Raw genomic sequence first — 24,130 nt, 5'->3', positions numbered from 1 at the left:
TAATTATATAATTTAAAAGAATGCACGGTTGTCGCACCGCCATTTTGCCTGAAATCGATGAAAGGCGCTTGCCATAAAGTAATATTATATGCTTCATAAACGAGAGGCCGGGAGGGCCTTTTTGGGAGGAACAATCATGAAACGCAGTATGACGGCCCTGACGGCCGCCCTGATCTCGGTATCGTCGCTTGCCCTGATTTCGAGTGCATCGGCAGCATCGCTGACGGTCGGCTTTTCGCAGATCGGTTCGGAATCGGGCTGGCGCGCCGCGGAAACGGCCCTGACCAAGCAGGAAGCCGAAAAACGCGGCTACACGCTTAAATTCGCCGACGCCCAGCAGAAGCAGGAAAACCAGATCAAGGCCGTTCGCGGCTTCATCGCGCAGGGGGTCGATGCGATCCTGATCGCGCCCGTCGTCTCCACCGGCTGGGACCAGGTCCTCAAGGAAGCCAAGGAGGCGGAAATTCCCGTCGTTCTGCTCGACCGCCAGATCGATTCGCCGGAAGACCTCTATCTGACCGCCGTCACCTCCGATCAGGTGCATGAGGGCAAGGTGGCCGGTGAGTGGCTGGTGAAGGACATCGGCGACAAGCCCTGCAATGTGGTCGAGCTTCAGGGCACCACCGGTTCTTCGCCCGCGATCAACCGCAAGAAGGGCTTCGAGGAAGCGATCGAGGGCCATGACGGCATCAAGATTTCCCGCTCGCAGACCGGCGACTTCACCCGAACCAAGGGCAAGGAAGTCATGGAAAGCTTCATCAAGGCGGAAGGCGGCGGCAAGGATATCTGCGCCGTCTATGCGCATAACGACGACATGGCGGTCGGCGCCATTCAGGCCATCAAGGAAGCGGGACTGAAGCCGGGCACCGACATCAAGATCGTCTCCATTGATTCCGTGCCGGATATTTTCCAGGCCATGGCGAACGGCGAAGCCAATGCAACCGTCGAGCTGACGCCGAACATGGCAGGCCCGGCCTTCGACGCCATCGAAGCCTTCAAGGACAAGGGCACCGTTCCGCCGAAATGGATCCAGACGGAATCGAAGCTCTACACACAGGCAGACGATCCGAAAGCCGTCTACGAAGCCAAGAAGGGCCTCGGCTACTGATCATCTCCTCCTCGGGCCGCGTTTATCGCGGCCCGGAAAGCCCCTTGCACCGCAATGGAAGACTGCCATGGCTGCAAATGAAGCTCCATCGGCGGCCGCGACGCCGCTTCTTGAAGCCCGTTCGATCACCAAATCCTTTCTGGGCGTAACCGCGCTCGACCGTGTCGACTTCACGCTCCAGTGCGGAGAGATTCACGCCCTTCTCGGCGAAAACGGCGCGGGAAAATCCACGCTCATCAAGATACTGACCGGCGCCTATCACGGCTTCGACGGGTCGATCCTGCTCGAAGGCCAGCCGATTGCGCCCGCTTCCGTGGCGGAGGCGCAGACGCTCGGCATCGGCACCGTCTATCAGGAAGTCAACCTGCTCGAAAATCTGACAGTTGCCGAAAACCTGTTTCTGGGACGCCAGCCGAAACGTTTCGGGCTGGTCGATCGGGGCCGGATGGAAAAGGACGCGGCAAGCCTGCTCGCCCGCTATGGCCTTGCCATCGATGTCGGCGCTCCGCTGTCGGCCTATTCGGTCGCCATCCGCCAGATCATCGCGATTGCGCGTGCCGTCGATCTTTCCGGCAAGGTGCTGGTGCTGGACGAACCCACCGCCAGTCTCGACGCGCGCGAAGTGGAGATGCTGTTCGAAGTCCTGCGCCAGTTGAAGGCCGAAGGTCTCGGCATCATCGTCATCACGCATTTTCTCGATCAGGTCTACGCCATTGCCGACAGCGCCACCGTGCTGCGCAACGGACGGCTGGTCGGCGCCCGCACACTGTCGCAACTGCCGCGCGCCGACCTCATTTCCATGATGCTCGGCCACCAGTTGCAGGAAACCGTGCGCCGCCCGCTGACCGAGGAAGTCGGTGACGACACGACCGCGCCGATCAGCTTTTCCAGCTTCGGAAAAAAAGGCAGCGTCGCGCCGTTCGATCTTTCGATCAGGCCCGGCGAAGCCGTCGGCATTGCGGGGCTGCTCGGCTCGGGTCGTACCGAAACCGCGCTTTTGATGTTCGGCGTCGATGAAGCCGATAGCGGCAGGCTCACCGTCGACGGAGAGGAAAAGCGGCTGCCCTCGCCCGTGGCGGCAATTACCGAACGCTTCGCCTTCTGCCCGGAGGAACGCAAGACCGATGGCATCATCGGGGATTTCTCGGTGGCGGAAAACATCGCGCTTGCCGTTCAGGCCAAGCGCGGCTGGTCGAGGCCGCTCTCGTCGCGCGACAAGACGGCCCTCGCGCAACGTTACATCAAGGCGCTCGACATCCGCCCGCCCGATCCCGACAGGCCGATCAAGTTCCTGTCCGGCGGCAATCAGCAGAAGGCGATCCTGGCGCGCTGGCTCGCCACCGATCCGCGCCTGCTCATCCTCGACGAGCCGACACGCGGCATCGATATCGGCGCCCACGCCGAAATCCTGAAGCTGATCGGCGAACTCTGCGCCGAAGGCTTGTCGCTGGTAATCATCTCGTCCGAATTCGAGGAACTGGCGGCGGTTGCCAATCGCGTCATCGTCCTGTCCGACCGCCGCCATGTGGCGGAACTGAAGGGCGAGGAAATCACCGCCGACAATATCGTGCGCGCAATCGCGGAGACGGGAAGCGAAAAGGAAGCCGCAGCATGATCGCCCGTATCGCACGGAAATTCAAAAGACTGGCGCCGCAACTGGCCGCTCTCGCTCTCATTCTGATTGCAAATACCGTCATCTCGCCCGGTTTTCTCGACATCTCGTTCCAGAACGGACGGCTCTATGGCAGCCTGATCGACATTCTGGTGCGGGCCGCGCCCGTCGCCATTCTGGCCGTTGGCATGACGCTGGTCATCGCGACCCGCGGCATCGACCTTTCCGTCGGCGCGGTCATGGCGATCAGCGGCGCTTTCGCCGCATCGCTCATCGTCGCAGGATACCCGCTTGCCATCGTCATCCCGGCAGCGCTCGGCATTGGCCTTCTCTGCGGCCTCTGGAACGGCTTTCTGGTCGCCGTCTTCGACATTCAGCCGATCATCGCGACACTGATCCTGATGGTCGCCGGACGCGGCATCGCCCAGCTTGTAACCGAAGGCGCAATCCTCACCTTCAACAGCGATTCCTTTGCTGCCCTCGGCTCCGGTTCCTTCTTCGGCATACCCGTTCCGGTGTTGATCTGGCTTGCCGCCGGTCTTGCGGTGGGTCTTGCCGTCCGCTCCAGCGCGCTTGGCTTTCTGATCGAAGCGACCGGCATCAACCGCCGCGCGGCGATGCTGGCGGGCGTGAAGGCGCGCTTCCTGCTTTTCAGCGTCTATGCCGTGTCGGGCGTTGGCGCTGCCCTTGCCGGTCTGATCGCCGCCGCCGACATTCGCGGCGCGGATGCCAACAATGCCGGCCTGTGGCTGGAACTCGACGCCATTCTGGCGGTCGTCATCGGCGGCACCTCGCTCAATGGCGGGCGGTTTTCCATCATGGCTTCGCTGCTGGGCGCGCTCATCATCCAGGCAATCAATACCGGCATCCTGATGGCGGGCTTTCCGCCGGAATTCAACCTCATCATCAAGGCGGTGATCATCGTGATCGTGCTCACCTTCCAGTCGCCCGCGATTATCCAGCTTCTTGCCTTCCTGCGTTCCGAACGCAATGAAACGAGAACTGCCGGAGCAGGCCGCACGCAACAGGGAGCACAGCAATGAGAGCGCTTCGCAATCTCCCGTTCCTGACCACGGTCGCAATCTTCCTGCTCGCCTATGCGATCTGCGTCGCCCAGTTTCCGAACATGCTTTCGACGCGGGTGATCGGCAATCTCCTGACCGACAACGCCTTTCTCGGCATCGCCGCCGTCGGCATGACATTCGTCATTCTCTCCGGCGGCATCGACCTTTCGGTCGGTTCGGTCATCGCTTTCACCAGCGTCTTCGTGGCCGTCCTCGTCGGCCAACTCGGAGTGCACCCGCTCGTCGCTTTCGGACTCATTCTGGCCATCGCCGCCCTGTTTGGGGCATGGATGGGCATGATGATCCATTTCCTCAACATTCCGCCCTTCGTAGCCACGCTCGCGGGCATGTTTCTGGCGCGCGGCGCGGCCTTTCTCATCTCGACGCAATCCGTACCGATCTCCCACCCCTTTCTCGACACGTTGCAGGGGCTTTATTTCCGGCTTCCCGGCGGCGGCAGGCTGTCATTCATCGCCATGCTGATGCTGGCCGTCTTCATCGTCGGCGGCATCGTCGCCCACCGCACGCGCTTCGGCGCCAATATCTATGCGCTTGGCGGCAACCAGCAATCGGCGGAACTGATGGGCGTTCCCATCGGCCGCACGACCATCGGCATCTATACGATGTCCGGTCTCCTTTCGGGCCTCGCCGGGATCGTCTATACGCTCTACACCTCGTCCGGCTATTCGCTGGCGACGGTGGGGGTGGAACTGGATGCCATCGCCTCGGTCGTGATCGGCGGAACGCTTCTGACAGGCGGCGCGGGCCTTGTGGCCGGAACATTCGTCGGCATTCTCATACAGGGGCTGATCCAGACCTACATTGTTTTTGACGGTACGCTGTCTTCGTGGTGGACGAAAATTGCAATCGGTATATTGCTGTTCCTGTTCATTGCTCTACAGCGCGGGCTTGTATGGTTCTCCGATCCAAAGCGCATCCCGAAAAGCGGAGAGCCGGTTTTCGGACAAGATGGGCGTTGAAACAAATGTCCAGGGTCAGGCCCCTGGCCAGGCAACGCATGAAGGAGACCTGAATTGGGACTGCTCGAAACGGCCATAACCGGGCGAAAGCGGCATAACAGCCACGCGGTCGTCGTGGGTGAACTTGGACGCGGCATCGTCGCGGGAACGATCCCCGAAGGCTCGATCCTTCCGGGCGACCACGAATTGTCGCTGCGCTTCGGCGTCTCCCGCACCGTTTTGCGTGAGGCGATGAAGACGCTCGCCGCCAAGCGCCTGATCGAACCCAAGGCAAAGGTCGGCACCCGCGTTCTGGGACATGCAAGCTGGAACTTCTTCGACTCCGACGTGCTGACATGGCGTTTCGAGGCCGGGTTCGATGAAGTTTTCGTCGATCATCTGGCGGAAATGCGCATGGCGCTGGAGCCCGCGGCCGCAGCGGCGGCGGCCGAGCGCGCCACCAGCGACGAAATCGTGGAGCTTTATGCGCTCGCAGCCAAATTCGACGATCCTGCCCACACGCCGGAATCCATTGCCAAGGTCGATCTGGAATTCCATCTTGCCGTGGCGCGCATGTCCGGCAACCCGTTCATGCGCTCGGTGAGCGGCCTGATCGAAGCCGCGCTTGCGATCTCGTTCCAGCTTTCCTCGCCCGCCACCTCGCATGAAGGCATCGCCGAATGCGCCGCCAATCATCTGCGCATTGCGCACGCCATCGCATCGCGCGATCCGCAAAAGGCGCGCGCGGCGATGGAAGCCGTCATCAAGATCGGCGTCGAGCGTATCCGGGAGGTGATCTGACCATTACCGTACGGTCAGAGTAAACTGCGGATCGCCGCGCAATGTGTTGCTGATCGTGCAAATCTGCTTGGCCATTTTTGCGATGCGGTGTTTCTCGTCGTCGGTCAGATCGCCTTCGAAATGAAAAGCAATATCGAACCGCTCGATGCGGGACGGTTCTTCATGCGCCTTCTCGCCTTTCACTTCGACCCGAAGATCGGAGAGCCTGTCGCGCAATTCGAGTTTTCCTGCCGCAATGCGGGCGCTCAATGCCATGCAGGCCGCGACCGACGAATAGATGAGGTCGAGCGGATTGAAGCCCGGCTGGCTGACGCTGGTGACGATCTCGACCGTCCCGCCGGTCGGCGTGGTGATGACAGGCAATTTTCCCGCCGCCATTTTCGCAACGGCGCCGGTTTCGCGGGTTCTGACTTTCAGTTCGCTCATTCCCGAATTCTCCTGTAGTCCACATGCCGCGCCAGCCAGCAGCCGACCGTCACGCCCGCGATTTCGCCGTCGGCGTCGCGGTGGAAGACAAGTTTCCACTCGCCCGGCGACGGCGCATCCATCGAGCGCTGCACCGGCAACAGCCAGACATCGGGGCCTGCCGCATAGAGCGGATACATATCGCTCTTGCCAAGGAAACCCTCGAAGGCGCCGTACATCGCCCCGCCCTCGGAAACGAGCAGCAGGTCGGCCTCCAACTCGTCGCTGCGATAACGGCCGACGATATCACGTTTCGCCTCGCCGCGGAGGCGCTGCATCGTCAGGCGCAGGTTTTCATCGTCCCGCATGAGACGGATCGTGTCGCCGTCGCGTAGGATCGTGGTCATGGATGAACGCGCCTCGTTTGCACTCACTACATCCATCACTTCCGGCCCGGTGCCGAAGCGCGCCTTCATGCGCCCGCGTCCGGCATCTTCGAGGCTGAGCACCAGACCCGTTTCATGGTCGAGCCACGAGCCGAACCAGCCGGCATCCGCTTCGACACGCGCCCGTTCCGCCGGCTGCGGAACACCCAGCGCCAGATTCATCAGCTTGAAGGCGGCATCGGAAGCGCCGCCCTCGAAATTGAACATGACGATTGTCGAGACACGTTCGTCGGCGCAATGCCAGCGCTGGCAGCGCCAGCCGCGCAGCGCGCCGCCATGGCCGGTCAGCCGCTTGCCGCCCGCTTCCTCGAATTTCAGCCCCAGCCCGTACGGCGCGGGCGCGCCGTCGCTGAATGTCTGCTTGCCGCTCAGACGACGATAAAGACCGTTCTCGTCGTCACGCGTCGCATCGATGAACTGCTCCCAGGCGATCATGTCGTCAAGCGAGGCGCAAATGCCCGCATCGCCCATCCAGTGGATACGGTTGACGGCAGGCAGGAAGCCGCGCACCGTATCGCCCTCATAACCGGTGCATTCGTCGAACAGCGCCGTATCGGGGATAAGCTCTGCCGTCTTCATGCCCGCTGGCCGGAAAATCCGCTCCGACAGAAGCTCGACCAGCGAACGACCCGTATGGCTTTCGATCAGGTCGGCGAGGATGCGGAAATTGCCGTTGCAGTAGGAATAATGCGTACCCGGCGCAAAATGCGTCGTCTTCAGCCGTCGCAGCAGGCTTTGTGCCTGTTCGGACACAAAGACGCCTTCCGGGTCGGCCCCGCACAGAACGGACAGCGCCCAGTAATCGCGCAGGCCCGACTGGTTGTTGCACAGATCGCGCACGCCGGGGCGCTTTTCCGCAAACTTGTCCAGATAGGCGGCAAGCGCATCGTCCAGGACTTCCGGTTCTCCCACACTGTCGAGAAGCACGGCGCAGGTGAATTGCTTGCTGACCGAACAGATCGGCATACGCGTTTCGGGCGTCATGGTCTTGCGGGCGGCAAGGTCGGCAAAGCCCCATGCGTGACGCAGCACGACCTCGCCATCTTTCAGCACGGCAACCGCGCCGCCCGGACCTTTATAATTGTGCGGAATGGTGGCAACGAAGGCTTCGGCGGCGGAAAGATCGAATTTTGACATGATGGCTCAGGCGACTCAGATGAAATCAGGAGCCGCCACGAGGCATCATTTTGTCCGTTCGATCAAGGCCATGGCCGCGTGCGGATTATGCGCCTTATAGCCGCTGATGACATAGAGATAGACATCGCGCGCCACATTGTCGGCCACAGGCGGCGTAACCGTCTTCAGCCCTTCGGGAAGCTGTCCCGCAGCGATCGCCCCGGCGCGGCCCGCCCATTGATCGAGCTGGTTTTCGCTATAGCCGAGCGCCTCGCCTTCCTTCGTGCCCATGATGCGCAGATAGGTGAACGGCGCCGTCATATCGGCAAATTGCGGAAAATGGCTGTCGCCTGCAATCACCACCGCCACGCCGTATTCGCGCAACAGCGCGATGAATTCCGGTGAATTGAAACTGTCATGGCGCACTTCCACCGCATGGCGGACATCGCGCCCGTCGACACGTTTCGGCAGAAGCTTCAGGAAAGCCTCGAAATCGACCGGATCGAACTTCTTCGTTCCCATGAACTGCCAGTTGACCACGCCGAGCTTGTCCTTCAGTTCCATCATGCCGCCGGTCATGAACCGCTCGATGCTTTCACCGGCTTCCGCCAGAACACGGCGATTGGTGGAAAAGCGCGGCGCCTTCAGCGAAAACACAAAGCCTTCCGGGGTTTCGTCACGCCATCTGGCAAATGTCGCAGGCTTTTGCGGTCCGTAATAGGTCGAGTTGATCTCGATCGAAGTAAGCTTGCCCGACGCATATTCGAGCTGGCGCTTCTTCGCCAGCTTTTCAGGATAAAAGCTCTCGTCCCACGGCTCATAGGCCCAGCCGCCGATACCGATGCGGATATCGCCCGTCTTTTCGCTGGCCATCACAATTTCCTCCATACCGGCATATCATGAGTTCATACAGTTTAGTCATGATGTTTAATCTGTATTCGGACCGCTGGCTATGTTCATATCGACCCGCTTGACCGGGAGGTAGGCACAGGAGGACCAGAGATGGTGAGATTGAGGAAATGCATAAAATGACGAGCAAACCCAATGCCCGCACCGGGGGGCGGATTCTGGTGGATACGCTGCGCATCCATGGCGCGGACCGGGTCTTCTGCGTGCCCGGCGAAAGCTATCTCGCCGCGCTCGACGCCTTCCATGACGCCAGCGACGCGATCGACCTCATCGTCTGCCGGCAGGAAGGCGGCGCGGCCTATATGGCGGAAGCCTATGGCAAGCTGACCGGCAAGCCGGGCATCTGCTTCGTCACGCGCGGCCCCGGCGCGACAAACGCCTCCATCGGCGTGCACACGGCGTTTCAGGATTCGACGCCGATGCTTCTGTTCATCGGTCAGGTCGCCAGCGATCAGGTGGAGCGCGAGGCGTTTCAGGAAATCGATTACCGCCGCATGTTCGGCCAGATGGCCAAATGGGTCGTTCAGATCGACGATGCCGCGCGCATTCCCGAACTCGTCAGCCAGGCCTTTCACCGCGCCGTCAACGGACGCCCCGGCCCGGTGGTGATCGCATTGCCGGAAGACATGCTGACCTCCTATGCCGCCGTCAGCGACGCCCCGGCCTATAAGCAGGTCCAGATGCATCCCGGCGCCGACCAGTTGCAGGACATGCAGGCGCTTCTTCAAAAGGCCGAGCGCCCACTGGTCATCGTCGGCGGCGGCGGCTGGAATGCGGAAGCCGTCGGCGACCTGCAAAAATTCGCCGAGAACATGCACCTGCCTGTTGCAGCATCGTTCCGCTGTCAGGATATGTTCGACAACACCCATCCGCTTTATGCGGGCGAAATGGGGACCTCGATCAGCCCGACGCTTGCCCAGCGCGTGAAGGAATCCGATCTCCTGATCGTCGTCGGCGCCCGCCTTGGCGAGATGACGACGCAGGGTTACGAACTGGTCGGCATCCCGGCGCCGCAGCAGAAACTCGTCCATATTCATCCCGGCGCGGAAGAGCTTGGCCGCGTCTATCATGCCGACATCCCGGTCAATGCCAGTATGCCCGCTTTTTGCGCGGCGGCGGCAAGGCTTGCGCCGATTGCCGATCCGCGCTGGAAGGCATGGACGGACAGCGCCAATGCCGACTATCGCGACAATATCCAGTCGCCCGTCATCCCCGGCAATGTGCAGATGGGTGAAGTGATGGAATGGTTGCGCGCGCATCTGCCCGCCGATGCTGTCATCACCAATGGCGCAGGCAATTATTCCGCCTGGCCGCATCGCTTCTACCAGTATCGCACCTATCGCAGCCAGTTGGCTCCCACCAACGGTTCGATGGGTTACGGCGTACCGGCGGCGGTTGCAGCCAAGCTCACAGCGCCCGAACGCACGGTGGTGGCTTTTGCCGGTGACGGCTGCTTCATGATGAACGGGCAGGAACTGGCCACCGCCGCGCAATATGGTGCCAATGCGATCTTCATCGTGGTGAACAACGGCATGTACGGCACGATCCGTATGCATCAGGAGCGCACCTATCCGGGCCGCGTCTCGGGCACCGGCCTTGCCAATCCCGATTTCGCGGCGCTTGCCCGCGCCTATGGCCTGCATGGGGAAGTGGTGGAGAAAACCGCCGACTTCGCGCCTGCCTTCGAGGCTTGCGAAAAGTCCGGCAAGCCGGGCCTTATCGAAATTCGCATCGACCCCGAGGCGCTGTCGCCGAAGATGAGCCTCAGCCAGATGCGCGAACAGGGCCTCGCCAAACAGAAGTAAAACAACGGAGCCCCGGCAAACCGGGGCTCTGTCACCAAAGACTTGTTCGTGTTTACTTCACCGGCGGCGCATACATCAGCCCGCCCTTGTTCCAGAGCGCGTTGATGCCCCGGTCGATCTTGAGCAGGCTGTCCTTGCCGATGGTACGCTCGAACATCTCGCCGTAATTGCCAATGTTCGTCACGATGTTATAGGCCCATTTCGGCTCAAGGCCGAGTTGCTGGCCGCTATCGCCTTCCGCTCCGAGGAAGCGGCGAACGTCCGGCTTTTTCGAATCGAGATCGGCCTTCGCCGATGCCTGACTGATGCCAAGTTCCTCCGCTTCCAGCAGCGCGAACAAAGACCAGCGAACGATGTTGAACCACTTGTCGTCGCCTTGCCGGACCGCGGGGCCGAGCGGCTCCTTGGAAATCACTTCCGGCAGCACGGCATAGGCGTCCGGTTCGGCCAGCTTGAGGCGCTGCGCATAAAGTGCGGACGCATCGGTCGTATAGACATCGCAACGTCCCGTTTCGAAAGCCTTGAGAATGCCGTCGGCGGAATCGATCACCACCGGCTCATATTTGATGTCGTTGGCGCTGAAATAATCGGCGGCGTTCTGCTCGGTCGTCGTGCCCTGCTCGGTGCAGACCGATGCGCCGTCGAGCTTCAGGGCGCTATCGACGCCCAGATCCTTGCGGATCATGAAGCCCTGCCCGTCATAATAGGCCGTGCCGACGAAATGGACGCCCATGCCCGCGTCACGCGAAAGCGTCCAGGTGGTCTGGCGCGACAGCAGGTCGACCGTGCCCGATTGCAGCGCGGTGAACCGCTCCTTGGTCGAAAGCGGAATGAAGCTCACCTTGTCGGGATCGCCGAACACCGCTGCCGAAACGGCGCGGCAGAAATCGATGTCGAAGCCGGTCCACTTGCCCTGATCGTCGGGCGACGAAAATCCCGCGACACCCTGGCTGACGCCGCAATTGACCTTGCCGCGTTCCTTGACGGTCTCAAGCGTGTCCGCCAATGCGCCGCTTTGAGCAGGCAGCGCAAAGCCAGCCGCCAACAGCGAACCCAAAAGAATATTCTTCATTGTTCCTCCTCCCATGTTTTCGGCCCTGACCCTGGACAAAGCCGATCCGTTGCCCGGCGGGGTCTGCCGCCGGGCTTGTTGTTATTCCCGTCGAATTCGCACTACTTCAAAGCAGCCGCGAAGCTATCCTCCAGAACGCTCAGCAGATGATCGGCATTGGCGCGGCTGAAGATCATTGGCGGGCGCATCTTCAGCACATTGTCGAACGGACCTTCGGTTCCCATCAGAATGCCGCGTTCGCGCGCGCCGTCGTTTATCTTCCTGGCGATTGCCGTTGCCGGTTCCTTCGTCTTGCGATCCGTGACCAGCTCGATGCCGAGGAACAGCCCCTGCCCGCGCACATCGCCGATAATGTCGAAGCGCTCCTGCATCGAGCGGAACCCGTCGATGAGATAATTGCCGACCTCCAGCGCGTTCCGGCGCAGCCCGTCGCGCTCGATCACGTCCAGAACCGCAAGCCCCGCCGCGCAGGACACCGGATTGCCGCCGAACGTGTTGAAATATTCCATGCCGTTGTTGAAACTGTCGGCCACTTCGCGGGTCGTCACGACCGCCGACATGGGATGCCCGTTGCCGATGGGTTTGCCCATGGTGACGATATCGGGCGCCACGCCCTGCATCTCGAACGCCCACCAGTGGCTGCCGACACGGCCGAACCCGACCTGCACCTCATCCGCGATGCAGACGCCGCCTGCGGCGCGCACCATGGCATAAACTTCCTTGAGATAGCCTTCCGGCAGGAAGACCTGCCCGGCGACGCTCGGAATGGATTCGGCGATGAAGAAGGCCGGGGCGCGGCCCTGCGCTTTCATCGCCTCGATCTGTTGGGCGACGCTTTCGGCAAAGCGCTTGCCGTGTTCTTCCAGCGGCCAGTCCTCCGGCGCGCGATAGCTGTCGGGAATGGCGGCTTCGAACACATGGTCCGGCCTGCCCTTGCCGCCCTTGCGCTTGTATTTATAGGGGCTGAGATCGATCAGCTCCTGCGTCGTGCCGTGATAGGCCCAGTCGAGCACCAGCGCATCGTGCCGGCCGGAACGGGCGCGCGCCATGCGAAGCGCGAGGCTGTTGGCCTCGCTGCCCGAACAGGCAAACGACGCCACGCTCAGCCCTTCCGGCAGGGTTGCGGTCAGGCGCTCGGCATAGGAAACGATATTGTCGTGCAGATAGCGTGTATTGGTGTTGAGGATCGCGGCCTGTCGGGCAATCGCCTCGACGACTTCCGCGTGCGCATGACCGAGATGGCAGACATTGTTGAAACAATCGAGATAAGCGCGGCCGCGATTGTCGATCAGCCACGCCCCCTCGCCGCGCACGAACTTGATCGGCTCGGAATAGGAAATCGAAAGGTTGGGCAGCAGCATGTCCTTGCGCGCGCTGACGATCTCCGCCCGCGTGCGTCCGGTCTGGTGGAAGGCTTCCGCCGGAATATCGGCAAGCGTGGCGGCATCGGGGAAAATATCGGCCCACACGTCGAGATAGGCGTTTTCGCCGACGCCCAGAATTTCCGCCGCCGTAAGGCCCGTATCGGTGGAAATCTGGAAGTGGAGATGCGGTGTCCAGCCGCCATTCTGGTGTATGTCGCCCATATGGCCGACCAGTTCACCGGCGGCGAGCTTCTGGCCGGGCTTCAGGCGCGACATGGCCTCATGCGCCATATGGCCCCAGAGCGTGATGAAGGGCGGGCAGCCTTCCGGCTCATGTTCCAGTGCGATCAGACCGCCATAGCCGAGCGGCGCTGTCTCGATCTCCACGCTTTTGACGGTCGCCGCGAGCGGCGTGTAAACCGGCGTACCTGCGGGCAGGAACAGGTCTAGCCCCAGATGATGGACACGCCGCTCGCCTTCGACGAAGCGGGAACGGAACGCTTCATCGGTATAGACGGTACGCTTTTCCCCCCACGGCCCGATGCCAAGCTCGATGCGGTTGCGGGCGCAGAAATCGTCCCACCAGGCCGTTGCTTCCTGCGGGCGCTGCCCGGCGGAATCGACCGTCATCACATGCGCCGGGTCGCCATAGGGAACCAGCGCCTTGGCCATGGTCGCCGGGTGGGGACGAACAACGGGAGCAAAGTTGTTGCGATTGGCGTCGATCCAGCGGCGCACGGCGCCGGCGCCCTCAACGGCGTCGAAACCGCAGGCCTTGCGCAGGATTGCGGTGGCAAAACGCGGATTCATCGCATCGAGCCTGTGCAGTAACCGCCATGCGGGCGCTTCACTGATCGCCAGATAGGGATTGTCGTCGGTCTTTTCGCGGCGCGAGGCCGACAGCGTCACGCTCGTCACAAGCCGCATGGCGATGAGATCGAACAGCAGGTCGATTTCCTGCGGCTGAAGCGGATATTTCGCATGGAAACCGGCAGCAAGGGCGGCAGCCGCCCCGATCGGATCTTCCATGTCGAGAATGGAATAGGCGCAGGCAATCGCCACTTCGGCGATCAGCACGGTGTGAACGGCATCGCCGAAATCGATCAGCCCGGCAATGCGCTCATTGTCCTGGCCCTCGACCAGCACGTTCCAGTCGTTGGCGTCGTTGTGAATCACCTGCGCGCGCAGGAGCGGCAGTCTCGGCGCCACATCGCGCTCGAAACGGGTAAGGAAGCGCTCCACGACGGCGCGATCTTCGGGCTTGTCGATAAAATGCAGCCGGTCGCGGGCGCGGCCCGCATGGCGCAGGTCCCAGTCGAAATCGCGCAGGGCGCCGGGATGGATAAAACCCTGCAAGGCACGGTCGAGTTCGCCCAGCGCCCCGCCCAGATTTCCCATCAGAACCTTGGTGCGCGTAACCTCGGCAAGCGGTGTGCCCGGCAGCCAGCTCGCCACACGCAGCGCATGGCGCGCGCTTTCTCCCTTTTCGGCCAGGGCCAGGATTTCACCGGACAGGCTCGCCTTCAGGCGCGGTACGGCAAGAGCGGGGTCGGCCTTCGCCAGATGCTGCAAAAGCGCGGTCTGGAACTCGCTTTCCACACGCGGTTCGCTGGCATTGACGATCTTCAGAATCCAGTCCGTCGATCCGTTGCCGGTTTTCAGGCGGAAATTGCGGTCGCGTTCGCTATCGAGCGGCGAAGCCGTTGCCGTTACCCCGAAATGGAGCTGGGCGAGCACTTCGGCTTCTTGCGGCGAGAAATCGGGAGCGGGATGCGAAATATCGGTCATGAAGGGCGCTTTATCTGTTGGGGTACAGACGGAGCTTGGCACGGCGACGAATTTCAGGCATCAGACAAGGCGCCGGTCCGACCGGCACTTTGCCGGAATCGGCCGGCACATTTACGGCAGCACGGAAGAACGGACCATGCGGGAACTGGATGCGAAGGATCGGGAGATACTGGCCATTCTCTCCAGGGAAGCGCGCATACCGCTGAAAACGCTCGCGGGACGCATCGGCCTCTCCCGCAGTGCGACCGGCGAGCGTGTCGTCAATCTCGAAAGAAGCGGCATCATTCGGGGCTATCGCGCCGATATCGGCCAGATCGACAGCAATATCATCCGCGCCATGATCCTCGTCAGTCTCAAGCGCACGCCCGCACTTGGGCTTCTCGATGAGCTGGCGCGCCATGCGGAAGTGCGTCGCGTATCGTCGGTGAGTGGACAGCTCGATCTCGTCGTCGAGCTGGAAGTCCCCTCCATCGACCGGCTCAACCAGTTACGCGACCTCATCGCCACCCACGAAACCGTGGAAGACCTCACGACGGCAATCGTTCTGCGCCGCGACATCGAACGTGAGACGGCCTGAGAGCCTGATTCAAAAAGCGGCATGTGTGTGCGAAAATGGTGATTTTCGAGCACCGGAGCGGAGTGTACTTCCGAGCATGATCCCAAAAAGTTGCAGACTTTTCGGATAAGATTATGCGCAAGAGAAAGCTACATGAGCACCAGAACGCAGATAAATTGCCATTTGCAGCCACTCATGGCGACTTTTGGAACAGGCTCTGAGAGCCTTATCTACAACTTTAGTTGTGGTGCATACAATTTTAGGTAGACATTCACTCTGAAGTTCAACATAACGCGCCGGGGAAAAAGGGGGAGAATATGAAATCGCTCAACCTGTTCATCATCGGCTTTGGCTTCACCGCGCTCGTGATGGCCTGCGTTTTTGCGCTTGGCGGCGTCAGCATCTGATCCTGCATACCGGCGGGCCGCTCAAGTCCGCAAAAGGGGTTCGCCCAGAAAGCTCGCCGAGGCTTCGCGCACGGCGCGCATCATGAAATCGCTCAGCACACGGATACGCGGCGCCGCCATCACATCGATATGGCAATTCATCCAGTATTCGCGCAAAAGGTGCATCTCGCGCGGCAATACCGGCACCAGTTCCGGGTGCTTGGCAGCGATATAATAAGGCAGGACGCACAGGCCATAGCCGGTCAGCGTCGCCGTCAGTTGCGCATGGATGCTCGAACTCTGATAGGTGCAGCGGTGCCCCGGCAGAATCTCGCGCATGTAGTCGAGGCCGGGCGTAAAGACCATGTCGTCGATATAGCCGATGAAGGGATGCCGGGCCATGTCCTCGCGCGTCCTGATCGGCGGGTGCCGCTCCAGATAGTCACGATGTCCATAGATGAACAGCCGGTAGGGTGTCAGCTTCTCGCTGTGATAGGGGCCCGTGCGCGGCATATGCAGCGTGATCGACAGTTCCGCCTCGCGGCGCGACAGCGACATGATCTGCTGGATCGTCACCACTTCTACGAACAGGCTCGGATAGGATTGCGCCAGGACCGGCAGGCGGTCGGCCAGGAAGAAATTGCCGAAGCCCTCCAGCGTCGAAAGCCGCACCACGCCCGACAGCGCCGCCAGATTGCCGGTCGCCTCGGTCTGGAATTTCATCGCCTCGCGCTCCATCGCTTCCGCCGATTCCACCAGCCTCTCGCCGATGGGCGTCAGCAGATAGCCGCGCGGATTGCGTTCGAACAGCTTGGTCGAAAGCGACTGCTCCAGCCGGTCGATACGCCGCAGCACCGTGACGTGGCTGGTGCGCAACTGACGCGCCGCCGTGGAAAGCTGCCCGGTGCGCGCAACCGCCAGAAAATACTGCAGATCGTCCCATGTGAATTGCCGCATTCCACCCTTCTGAACATATGGAGATATGCCGTCTGTGAGTTATGTACATTTTTGCACAGACCATGTTCAAAAATTGTTGTTTTTGTACGCATTTGTCAATGCTACCGTTTCATTCCAAAGTCCGGATGAAAAAAACAAATCGGGCGAAAGCAAGGGGCGGGCGGCAAAGAGGATACGTCGTTTCCCTGTCTGAAAAGACTGCTTGCAGGAGGATATCGTACGGTTTTTCCGTTACGGTTTAGAGCATTTTGCAGCCGGATGGGAACATCCGGTGTCGCACAAATGCAGCAAAAACAAATGCATAGGGCGCGATCTGTTCCAACAGGATCGAGATGCGCCCAAGAGTGTTATTGGGAGGAGCACTTCATGAAATGTCTCGCACTTGCAACGGCAGCGCTTTTCGCCGCCACGGCCATTTCGTCGGCAGCGGAAATTTCCGACGGCAAGGTCAAGATCGGCATTCTGAACGACCAGTCGGGCGTCTATGCCGATTTCGGCGGCAAATGGTCGTTTGAAGCGGCCAAGATGGCTGCCGAGGATTTCGGCGGCAAGGTGCTCGACGCGCCCATCGAAATCATCACCGCCGACCACCAGAACAAGCCTGACGTCGCATCCAACATCGCCCGCCAGTGGTACGACACCGAACAGGTTGATTCCATCATGGAACTGACCACCTCGTCGGTCGGCCTTGCGGTGCAGGCGCTGTCGAAGGACAAGAAGAAGATCACGATCAACACGGGTGCCGCTACCACCGAACTGACCGGCAAGCAGTGCACGCCCTACGGCTTCCATTGGGCCTATGACACCCATGCGCTGGCTGTCGGCACCGGCGGCGCCATGGTCGAACAGGGCGGCGACTCGTGGTTTTTCCTGACCGCCGATTATGCCTTCGGCTACTCGCTGGAAGAACAGACCGGCAATTTCGTGAAATCCAAGGGCGGCAAGGTGCTGGGGGCGGTTCGCCATCCGCTTGCCACGACGGACTATTCGTCCTTCCTGCTACAGGCGCAGGCATCCGGCGCCAAGGTCGTCGGCCTTGCCAATGCGGGCCTCGACACGTCCAACGCCATCAAGCAGGCGGCGGAATTCGGCATCGTCGCCGGCGGGCAGCGTCTTGCAGCTCTCCTGTTCACGCTGGCCGAAGTGCACGGGCTGGGGCTGGAAGCAGCACAGGGCCTGACGCTGACCGAAAGCTTCTACTGGGATCGCGACGACGAATCCCGCGCCTTCGCCAAGCGTTTCTTCGACCGCACGGGCCGTATGCCCAACATGGTGCAGGCGGGCACCTATTCCGCCGTCACGCAATATCTGAAGGCGATCAAGGAAGCGGGCACCGACGAGACGGAAGCCGTGGCCAAGAAAATGCATGAAATGCCGGTGGAAGACGTCTTTGCCCGCAATGGCAAGGTAACGCCGAACGGTCGCATGGTCACCGACCTCTATCTGATGGAAGTCAAAAAGCCGGATGAAAGCAAGACGCCCTGGGATTATTACAAGGTGCTGGCAACCATTCCCGGCGATCAGGCTTACACGAAGCCGGAAGAAAGCGGCTGCCCTCTGGTCACGCAATAAGAGGCTGATTGGATGAACGCAGCAACTGGTACAATGGCGGCCCTGCATGAAGCAGGGTCGCAAGAACCGCGGCAGCCCGCCAGAACCGTTTTGTCGGCACGGGGCCTGGGGAAGTCGTTCGGCGGCTTCCACGCGGTAAAGAATGTCGATCTTGATGTGGAACATGCGCGCGTCCATGCCCTGATCGGCCCCAACGGGGCCGGCAAGACGACCGTGTTCAATCTTCTGACCAAATTTCTCCAGCCGTCGAGCGGGGAAATCACGCTGCTTGGCGAGAACATCACCAAGGTCGATCCGGCGCGGGTCGCAAGGATGGGCCTGGTGCGCTCGTTCCAGATTTCCGCGACCTTCCCGCATCTGACCGTTCTGGAAAATGTGAAGGTGGCGCTACAGCGTCCCAACGGCCTTGCAACGCAGTTCTGGCGCTCGCTATCAGCGCTCGACCGGCTGGACGCGGAAGCCATCGCGCTTCTGGAGCGGGTCGGCCTTGCCGACGCCCGCCATGCGCTGGCCGCAGACCTGTCCTATGGCCGCAAGCGCGCGCTTGAAATCGCCACCACGCTGGCGCTCGATCCGAAAGTGCTGCTGCTCGACGAGCCGATGGCCGGCATGGGTCATGAAGACGTCCACACCATCGCAGCCCTCATCGCCGATGTGGCGAAAGACCGCGCGGTGCTGATGGTCGAACACAATCTCAAGGTGGTGGCCGACATCGCCCACCACGTCACGGTGCTGCAACGCGGCGAGATTCTCGCCTCGGGCGATTACGCCACTGTCTCGAAGGACGAGCGCGTGCGCACCGCCTATATGGGAACTGAACATGAGTAACAGAGGCCAACCGCTATTATCGGTGCGCGGGCTCAATGCCTGGTATGGCGAGAGCCATGCCCTGCATGGCGTCGATCTCGATATCTGGCCCGGCGAAACCATCACGCTTCTGGGCCGCAACGGCGTCGGCAAGACCACGACGCTGCGCGCGATCATGGGCATCATTCGCCAGCGCACCGGCGCCATAACCCTCGATGGCCGTGACATCATGCGCGTGCCGCTGCATCGCATCGCCCATGCGGGGCTGGGCTTCGTGCCGGAAGAGCGCGGCATCTTCGCCACCTTGAGCGTGCACGAAAACCTGTTGCTGCCGCCGGTCGTCGGAAAAGGTGGCCAGAGCCTCATGTCTCTGGACGAGATTTATGAACTCTTCCCCAACCTTCATGAGCGGCGTGACAGCCCCGGCACCAAACTATCGGGCGGCGAACAGCAGATGCTGGCCATTGCGCGCATCCTGCGCACCGGCGTCAAGGTGCTGCTTCTGGACGAGCCGACGGAAGGGCTTGCACCCGTCATCGTGCAGCGCATCGGCGATGTGCTGGTGGAACTGAAGAAGCGCGGCATGACCGTGCTTCTGGTCGAACAGAATTTCCGCTTCGCCGCCAAGGTGGCCGACCGCTTTTATCTCATGGATCATGGCGTGGTGACGGAGAACTTCCCGACCGCCGAACTGCCAAATCGCATGGCAGCCTTGAACGAAGCATTGGGGGTCTGAAACGTGACAATGATCTTCGGCATCCCGATTCAGGCACTCCTCGGCCAATTGCTGGTCGGCCTCATCAACGGCTCGTTCTATGCCGTCCTGAGCCTTGGCCTGGCCATCATCTTCGGCCTGTTGCGCATCATCAACTTTGCCCATGGCGCGCAGTATATGCTGGGCGCTTTCGTCGGCTATCTCCTGTTGAGCTGGCTCGGCATCGGCTATTGGCCGTCCCTCATCCTCGCCCCGCTCATCGTCGGGCTTGGCGGCGCCATCATTGAGCGCGTGGCGCTGTCGCGGCTTTATAATCTCGATCCGCTCTACGGGCTGCTTTTCACCTTCGGGCTTGCGCTCGTGATCGAAGGCACGTTCCGCTATTATTACGGCGCGGCGGGCCAGCCCTATGCGGTGCCGCCTTCACTTGCTGGCGGGCACAATCTCGGCTTCATGTTCCTGCCGAATTATCGCGCCTGGGTGGTCGTCGCCTCGCTCGTGGTCTGCATCGGCACATGGCTCCTGATCGAAAAGACCAAGCTCGGCGCCTATCTGCGCGCCGCAACCGAAAATCCGACGCTCGTCAAGGCCTTCGGCATCAACGTGCCGCTGCTTCTCACCTTCACCTATGCTCTGGGCGCCGCCCTTGCCGGTGTTGCGGGCATCATGGCCGCGCCCATCTACCAGGTGAGCCCGCTCATGGGGTCCAATATCATCATCGTGGTCTTCGCCGTGGTGGTGGTCGGCGGCATGGGGTCGATCCTCGGCGCCATCATCACCGGCTACGTGCTGGGTCTGGCGGAAGGACTGACCAAGGTCTTCTATCCAGAGGCTTCCAGCATCGTCATCTTCGTCATCATGGCTATCGTCCTTCTGATACGCCCCGCCGGACTGTTCGGGAAGGAGGCCTGATAATATGGCTGATACCGCTTTGAAAACCACCGCGGAATCGCACGGCGCAACCGCGCCCACGATGAACGGCCTTTCCGCCGTCGTCCTCGGCATCGCACTCGTCGGGCTGCTGGCCGCTCCCTTTGCGGTCTACCCCATCTTCCTGATGAAGATGCTGTGCTTTGCGCTGTTTGCCTCCGCCTTCAACCTGCTGCTGGGCTATACCGGCATCCTGTCCTTCGGTCATGCCGCCTTCTTCGGCGGCGCGGCCTATATCACCGCCCATGCGGTGAAGGTCTGGGGCGTGCCGCCGGAGATGGGCCTCGTGCTCGGCGTGCTGGCCGCGTCCGTGCTCGGCCTCATCATCGGCTATCTCGCCATTCGCCGCCAGGGCATCTATTCGACCATGATCACGCTGGCGCTGGCGCAGATGTTCTTTTTCTTCTGCCTTCAGGCCTCCTTCACCCACGGCGAAGACGGGTTGCAGGGCGTGCCGCGCGGCCATCTGTTCGGCTTCATCGACCTCAACCAGCCGATAAGCATGTATTACTTCGTGCTGGCGGTGTTCGTGCTCGGCATTTTCGCGATCTGGCGCATCATCAATTCGCCGTTCGGCATGATCCTGAAATCGGTGCGCGAAAACGAGAACCGCGCCATATCGCTCGGGCTTTCCGTCAATCACTACAAGCTTGCGGCCTTCGTCATGTCGGCAGCGCTTGCGGGCCTTGCGGGCGGCCTTAAGGCTCTGGTCTTCCAGTTCGCGACCCTGACCGATGTCGGCTGGCAGATGTCGGGCGAAGTGATCCTGATGACGCTGCTCGGCGGTATCGGCACACTCATCGGCCCCATCGTCGGCGCAGCCTTCGTCGTCGCGCTACAGAACTATCTCGCAACTTCCGATTTCCCGGTCACCATCGTCACCGGCGTCATCTTCATGGCATGTGTCCTCCTCTTCCGAAAAGGTATCGTCGGGGAGTTCTACGCATCGCGGATCGGCAAGAAGCTTTTCGGATAACCGGCATCCCGGAGCCGCCCGCGCATCCGGCGGCTCCGTCTTTTACTGGATATGAGATCATGACCGACACCTACGATTACATCGTGGTTGGCGCGGGTACGGCAGGCTGCGCCCTCGCGAACCGGCTATCAGCGGATTCGAACCGTTCCGTTCTCCTGCTCGAAGCGGGCGGCAAGGATAATTACGCCTGGATTCACATTCCCGTCGGCTATCTCTATTGCATCGGCAATCCGCGCACCGACTGGTGTTTCACCACCGAGGCCGAACCCGGACTGAATGGCCGCTCGCTCGGCTATCCGCGCGGCAAGGTGCTGGGCGGGTGCTCCTCCATCAACGGCATGATCTATATGCGCGGCCAGGCGCGCGATTACGATCTGTGGCGGCAGATGGGCTGCGAGGGCTGGGGCTGGGACGACGTGCTGCCGCTGTTCAAAAAATCGGAAGACTATTTCGAGGGCGCCAGCGAGCTGCATGGCGCGGGCGGCGAATGGCGCGTCGAAAATGCCCGCCTGCACTGGGACGTCCTCGATGCGTTCCGCGATGCGGCGGTTGCCGCCGGTATTCCGGCCATCGATGATTTCAATCGCGGCGACAATGAGGGCGTGTCCTATTTCAAGGTCAACCAGAAGCACGGCATCCGCTGGAACAGCGCCAAGGCTTTCCTGCGCCCGGCGCGGGACCGCGGGAACCTGCGCGTCGAAACCGGTGCGCATGTCCGCCGCATCGAGATCGAGGAACTGCGCGCCACGGGCGTTACCTTCGACCAGAACGGCACGACCCGCACAGTGAAGGCAAAGCGCGAGGTCATCCTCGCCGCCGGCGCGGTCGGATCGCCGCAGATCCTCGAACTGTCAGGCGTCGGGCGCGGCGACGTGCTGCAACAGGCAGGCATTCCGGTCAAGCTGGAACGCAGGCAGCTCGGCGAGAACCTGCAGGACCATCTGCAACTGCGCTGCGCCTACAAGGTCACCGGCATTCCAACCCTCAACGAAAAGGCAAGCAAGCTCGTCGGCAAGGCCATGATCGGGCTTGAATATCTGCTGCGCCGGTCCGGCCCGATGTCGATGGCGCCAAGCCAGCTCGGGGCCTTCACGCGGTCCGATCCATCCTACGAGACGGCCAATCTGCAATATCACGTGCAGCCGCTGAGCCTGGAAAAGTTCGGCGAGGCCGTGCACCCCTTCCCCGCCTTCACCGCAAGTGTCTGCAATCTGCGCCCCGACAGCCGTGGCTCGATCCATGTCAAGTCGCCGGATCACCGGACCCAACCGGCGATCAGGCCGAACTATCTTGCCACCGAAAGCGACCGCCGTGTCGCCGCCGACGCGATCCGCCTCACCCGCCATATCGTGGCGCAGGCCCCCTTGCAAAAATATCGTCCGGAGGAATTTAAGCCCGGCCCAAGCTATGAAACGCAGGAAGAGCTCGAAAAGGCGGCTGGCGACATCGGAACCACGATCTTCCATCCCGTCGGCACCTGCCGCATGGGACCGGACGCGGAAGCTATCGTCGATCCTCGTCTGCGCGTCAACGGCATTGCGGGCCTGCGTGTCGCGGACGCCTCCGTCATGCCGACCATCACCTCCGGCAACACCAATTCGCCCACCCTCATGATCGCCGAGAAAGCCGCCGGGATGATTATCGCGGATAATCGGTAGAACCAGATTCCCGAGAACGGGGTGAGCGGAAATGGCAATCCGCTCACTCGTCCGTGAACGCAATTTCGGTGCTGCGCCATGCGGGTTTTCGGAAATAATTTTCCTTGTCTATTGCCCGGCAAAAGGGAATTATCGGCAATAAGGTGGGCAGGGGGAGAAAGATCGTCTCAAGGGATCGCTTTCCGGGACCGGCTCTCCAGAATCTTTTGACAAGGAAAAACAAAATGTCGTCAGTCCTTTCCCGCCATACGCTCACCCGTCGCGCCGGGCTGAAAGCCCTTCTCTTCACCGCAGCCGCCCTCACCGTCGGCTTCGCGTCTGCTCCGGGCCACGCCGAAGACAAGGCCATCAAGGTCGGCATCATGGGCGGCGAAGACGAAGACGTCTGGAAAGCCGTTGCCGAACAGGGCAAGAAGCACGGCCTCAACATCGAGCTCGTCACCTTCAACGACTACAACCAGCCGAACGAGGCTCTGGACCGCAAGGAAATCGACGCCAACGCCTTCCAGCACAAGCCCTATCTCGATGAGCAGATCAAGCAGCACGGCTACAAGATTTCCGTCGCCGGCTACACCGCCGTCTGGCCCATCGGCATCTATTCGCGCAAACACAAGAGCCTTGACGAACTGAAGGAAGGCGCTGTCGTCGGTGTGCCGAACGATCCGTCCAACGAGGGCCGCGCCATCAAGGTGCTCGAGGAAAAGGGCCTGATCAAGCTGCGCCCGGAAGCCGGCATTCTCGCCACCCCCATCGATGTGACGGAAAATCCGAAGAAAATCGAGATCAAGGAGCTCGACGCCGGTGTGGTCGGCCGCTCGATTGACGATCTCGACGCCGCCGTCGTGAACAATGACTGGGCCGCCAAGGCCGGTCTCACGAAGGAGGAAGCGATTGCCTGGGAATCGAAGGAAAACAATCCTTACAACAACTTCATTGCGGTGCGCACCGACGACCTCAATGAGCAATGGGTCAAGGATCTTGTCACCTCGTTCCAGAGCGACGCCGTGAAGGCCGCGCTCGATACCGCTTACAAAGGCACCGCCATTCCGGCCTGGAATTGAGATATTTCACACCTGAAAAGCCGCGCCGGAACCCCTTTCCGGCGCGGCTTTTATTGACGTGGC

Annotated in this window: 20 protein-coding genes; 14 read left to right on the top strand and 6 right to left on the bottom strand. The window is 61.2% G+C overall.

The genetic code is table 11. The features are described from left to right. Window positions 1-136: 136 nt before the first annotated feature. The 5 genes from ytfQ to FHS76_RS15050 all read left to right on the top strand — a co-directional run bounded on the left by ytfQ (window position 137) and on the right by FHS76_RS15050 (window position 5,544). Entirely contained in the window at window positions 137-1,108 is a 972-nt protein-coding gene (gene ytfQ / locus FHS76_RS15070) for a galactofuranose ABC transporter, galactofuranose-binding protein YtfQ (RefSeq protein ID WP_183654326.1), read from the top strand. A 67-nt stretch (window positions 1,109-1,175) separates the two neighbouring features. Beyond that, entirely contained in the window at window positions 1,176-2,723 is a 1,548-nt protein-coding gene (locus FHS76_RS15065; RefSeq protein ID WP_183654324.1) for a sugar ABC transporter ATP-binding protein, read from the top strand. After that, on the top strand, window positions 2,720-3,763 hold the full coding sequence (locus tag FHS76_RS15060; RefSeq protein WP_183654322.1) for an ABC transporter permease: 1,044 nt from the start codon (window positions 2,720-2,722) through the stop codon (window positions 3,761-3,763). Before FHS76_RS15065 ends, FHS76_RS15060 begins: the two co-directional genes overlap by 4 nt. After that, window positions 3,760-4,764, top strand: a complete 1,005-nt coding sequence (yjfF, locus tag FHS76_RS15055; RefSeq protein ID WP_183654319.1) for a galactofuranose ABC transporter, permease protein YjfF — start codon at window positions 3,760-3,762, stop codon at window positions 4,762-4,764. The genes FHS76_RS15060 and yjfF overlap by 4 nt, the downstream gene beginning before the upstream one ends. Window positions 4,765-4,818: 54 nt before the next feature. Then, entirely contained in the window at window positions 4,819-5,544 is a 726-nt protein-coding gene (locus FHS76_RS15050; protein ID WP_183654316.1) for a FadR/GntR family transcriptional regulator, read from the top strand. A gap of 3 nt (window positions 5,545-5,547) precedes the next feature. On the opposite strand, the gene FHS76_RS15045 is transcribed toward FHS76_RS15050, so the two are convergent. The 3 genes from FHS76_RS15045 to FHS76_RS15035 are packed head-to-tail and all read right to left on the bottom strand — an operon-like array spanning window position 5,548 to window position 8,384. Then, complete coding sequence (locus tag FHS76_RS15045; protein WP_183654313.1) at window positions 5,548-5,970, bottom strand: OsmC family protein; 423 nt, start codon at window positions 5,968-5,970, stop codon at window positions 5,548-5,550. Further along, window positions 5,967-7,532, bottom strand: a complete 1,566-nt coding sequence (locus FHS76_RS15040; protein WP_183654310.1) for a D-aminopeptidase — start codon at window positions 7,530-7,532, stop codon at window positions 5,967-5,969. The genes FHS76_RS15045 and FHS76_RS15040 overlap by 4 nt, the downstream gene beginning before the upstream one ends. A 45-nt stretch (window positions 7,533-7,577) precedes the next feature. Next, on the bottom strand, window positions 7,578-8,384 hold the full coding sequence (locus FHS76_RS15035; protein ID WP_183654307.1) for a DUF72 domain-containing protein: 807 nt from the start codon (window positions 8,382-8,384) through the stop codon (window positions 7,578-7,580). Between the two features lie 155 nt (window positions 8,385-8,539). Here FHS76_RS15035 and FHS76_RS15030 point away from each other — a divergent pair, with 155 nt between their 5' ends. After that, a complete protein-coding gene (locus tag FHS76_RS15030; RefSeq protein WP_183654304.1) occupies window positions 8,540-10,225 on the top strand; it encodes a thiamine pyrophosphate-binding protein in 1,686 nt (561 codons plus the stop codon). Window positions 10,226-10,277: 52 nt separating this feature from the next. On the opposite strand, the gene FHS76_RS15025 is transcribed toward FHS76_RS15030, so the two are convergent. After that, window positions 10,278-11,297 carry an amino acid ABC transporter substrate-binding protein gene (locus FHS76_RS15025; RefSeq protein ID WP_183654301.1) on the bottom strand — a complete coding sequence of 340 codons (1,020 nt, stop codon included), beginning with the start codon at window positions 11,295-11,297 and terminating at the stop codon, window positions 10,278-10,280. Between the two features lie 101 nt (window positions 11,298-11,398). After that, window positions 11,399-14,449, bottom strand: coding sequence for an aminotransferase class III-fold pyridoxal phosphate-dependent enzyme (locus tag FHS76_RS15020; protein ID WP_183654298.1), 3,051 nt, complete (start codon window positions 14,447-14,449; stop codon window positions 11,399-11,401). 136 nt (window positions 14,450-14,585) lie between these two features. On the opposite strand from FHS76_RS15020, the gene FHS76_RS15015 reads away from it, so the two are divergent. Further along, window positions 14,586-15,026, top strand: a complete 441-nt coding sequence (locus FHS76_RS15015; protein WP_183654295.1) for an Lrp/AsnC family transcriptional regulator — start codon at window positions 14,586-14,588, stop codon at window positions 15,024-15,026. Between the two features lie 407 nt (window positions 15,027-15,433). Here the strand turns inward: FHS76_RS15015 and FHS76_RS15010 are convergent, their stop codons facing one another. Next, on the bottom strand, window positions 15,434-16,348 hold the full coding sequence (locus tag FHS76_RS15010) for a LysR family transcriptional regulator (RefSeq protein ID WP_183654293.1): 915 nt from the start codon (window positions 16,346-16,348) through the stop codon (window positions 15,434-15,436). A gap of 366 nt (window positions 16,349-16,714) precedes the next feature. Here FHS76_RS15010 and FHS76_RS15005 point away from each other — a divergent pair, with 366 nt between their 5' ends. The 7 genes from FHS76_RS15005 (at window position 16,715) to FHS76_RS14975 (ending at window position 24,067) form a co-directional block, all read left to right on the top strand. Next, window positions 16,715-17,920: an ABC transporter substrate-binding protein gene (locus tag FHS76_RS15005; RefSeq protein WP_183654291.1), complete on the top strand. Its 1,206-nt coding sequence runs from the start codon at window positions 16,715-16,717 to the stop codon at window positions 17,918-17,920. Between the two features lie 12 nt (window positions 17,921-17,932). Beyond that, a complete protein-coding gene (locus FHS76_RS15000; protein ID WP_183654289.1) occupies window positions 17,933-18,748 on the top strand; it encodes an ABC transporter ATP-binding protein in 816 nt (271 codons plus the stop codon). Next, window positions 18,741-19,463 (top strand): ABC transporter ATP-binding protein, encoded by a 723-nt coding sequence (locus FHS76_RS14995; protein ID WP_183654287.1) that lies wholly within the window; start codon window positions 18,741-18,743, stop codon window positions 19,461-19,463. The genes FHS76_RS15000 and FHS76_RS14995 overlap by 8 nt, the downstream gene beginning before the upstream one ends. A gap of 3 nt (window positions 19,464-19,466) precedes the next feature. Next, complete coding sequence (locus tag FHS76_RS14990; protein ID WP_183654285.1) at window positions 19,467-20,354, top strand: branched-chain amino acid ABC transporter permease; 888 nt, start codon at window positions 19,467-19,469, stop codon at window positions 20,352-20,354. A gap of 4 nt (window positions 20,355-20,358) precedes the next feature. Then, window positions 20,359-21,348, top strand: coding sequence for a branched-chain amino acid ABC transporter permease (locus tag FHS76_RS14985; protein WP_183654282.1), 990 nt, complete (start codon window positions 20,359-20,361; stop codon window positions 21,346-21,348). A 59-nt stretch (window positions 21,349-21,407) separates the two neighbouring features. Beyond that, the gene (locus tag FHS76_RS14980) at window positions 21,408-23,006 is read left to right on the top strand and encodes a GMC family oxidoreductase (protein WP_183654279.1); all 1,599 of its coding nucleotides are present in this window, start codon (window positions 21,408-21,410) and stop codon (window positions 23,004-23,006) included. 224 nt (window positions 23,007-23,230) lie between these two features. Then, window positions 23,231-24,067 carry a MetQ/NlpA family ABC transporter substrate-binding protein gene (locus FHS76_RS14975; RefSeq protein ID WP_183654276.1) on the top strand — a complete coding sequence of 279 codons (837 nt, stop codon included), beginning with the start codon at window positions 23,231-23,233 and terminating at the stop codon, window positions 24,065-24,067. Window positions 24,068-24,130: the final 63 nt, after the last annotated feature.

The organism is Brucella daejeonensis (assembly GCF_014199265.1).
In the GTDB taxonomy this organism is placed as follows: Bacteria; Pseudomonadota; Alphaproteobacteria; order Rhizobiales; family Rhizobiaceae; genus Brucella; species Brucella daejeonensis.
This window is presented reverse-complemented; position numbering and strand designations above follow the sequence as displayed.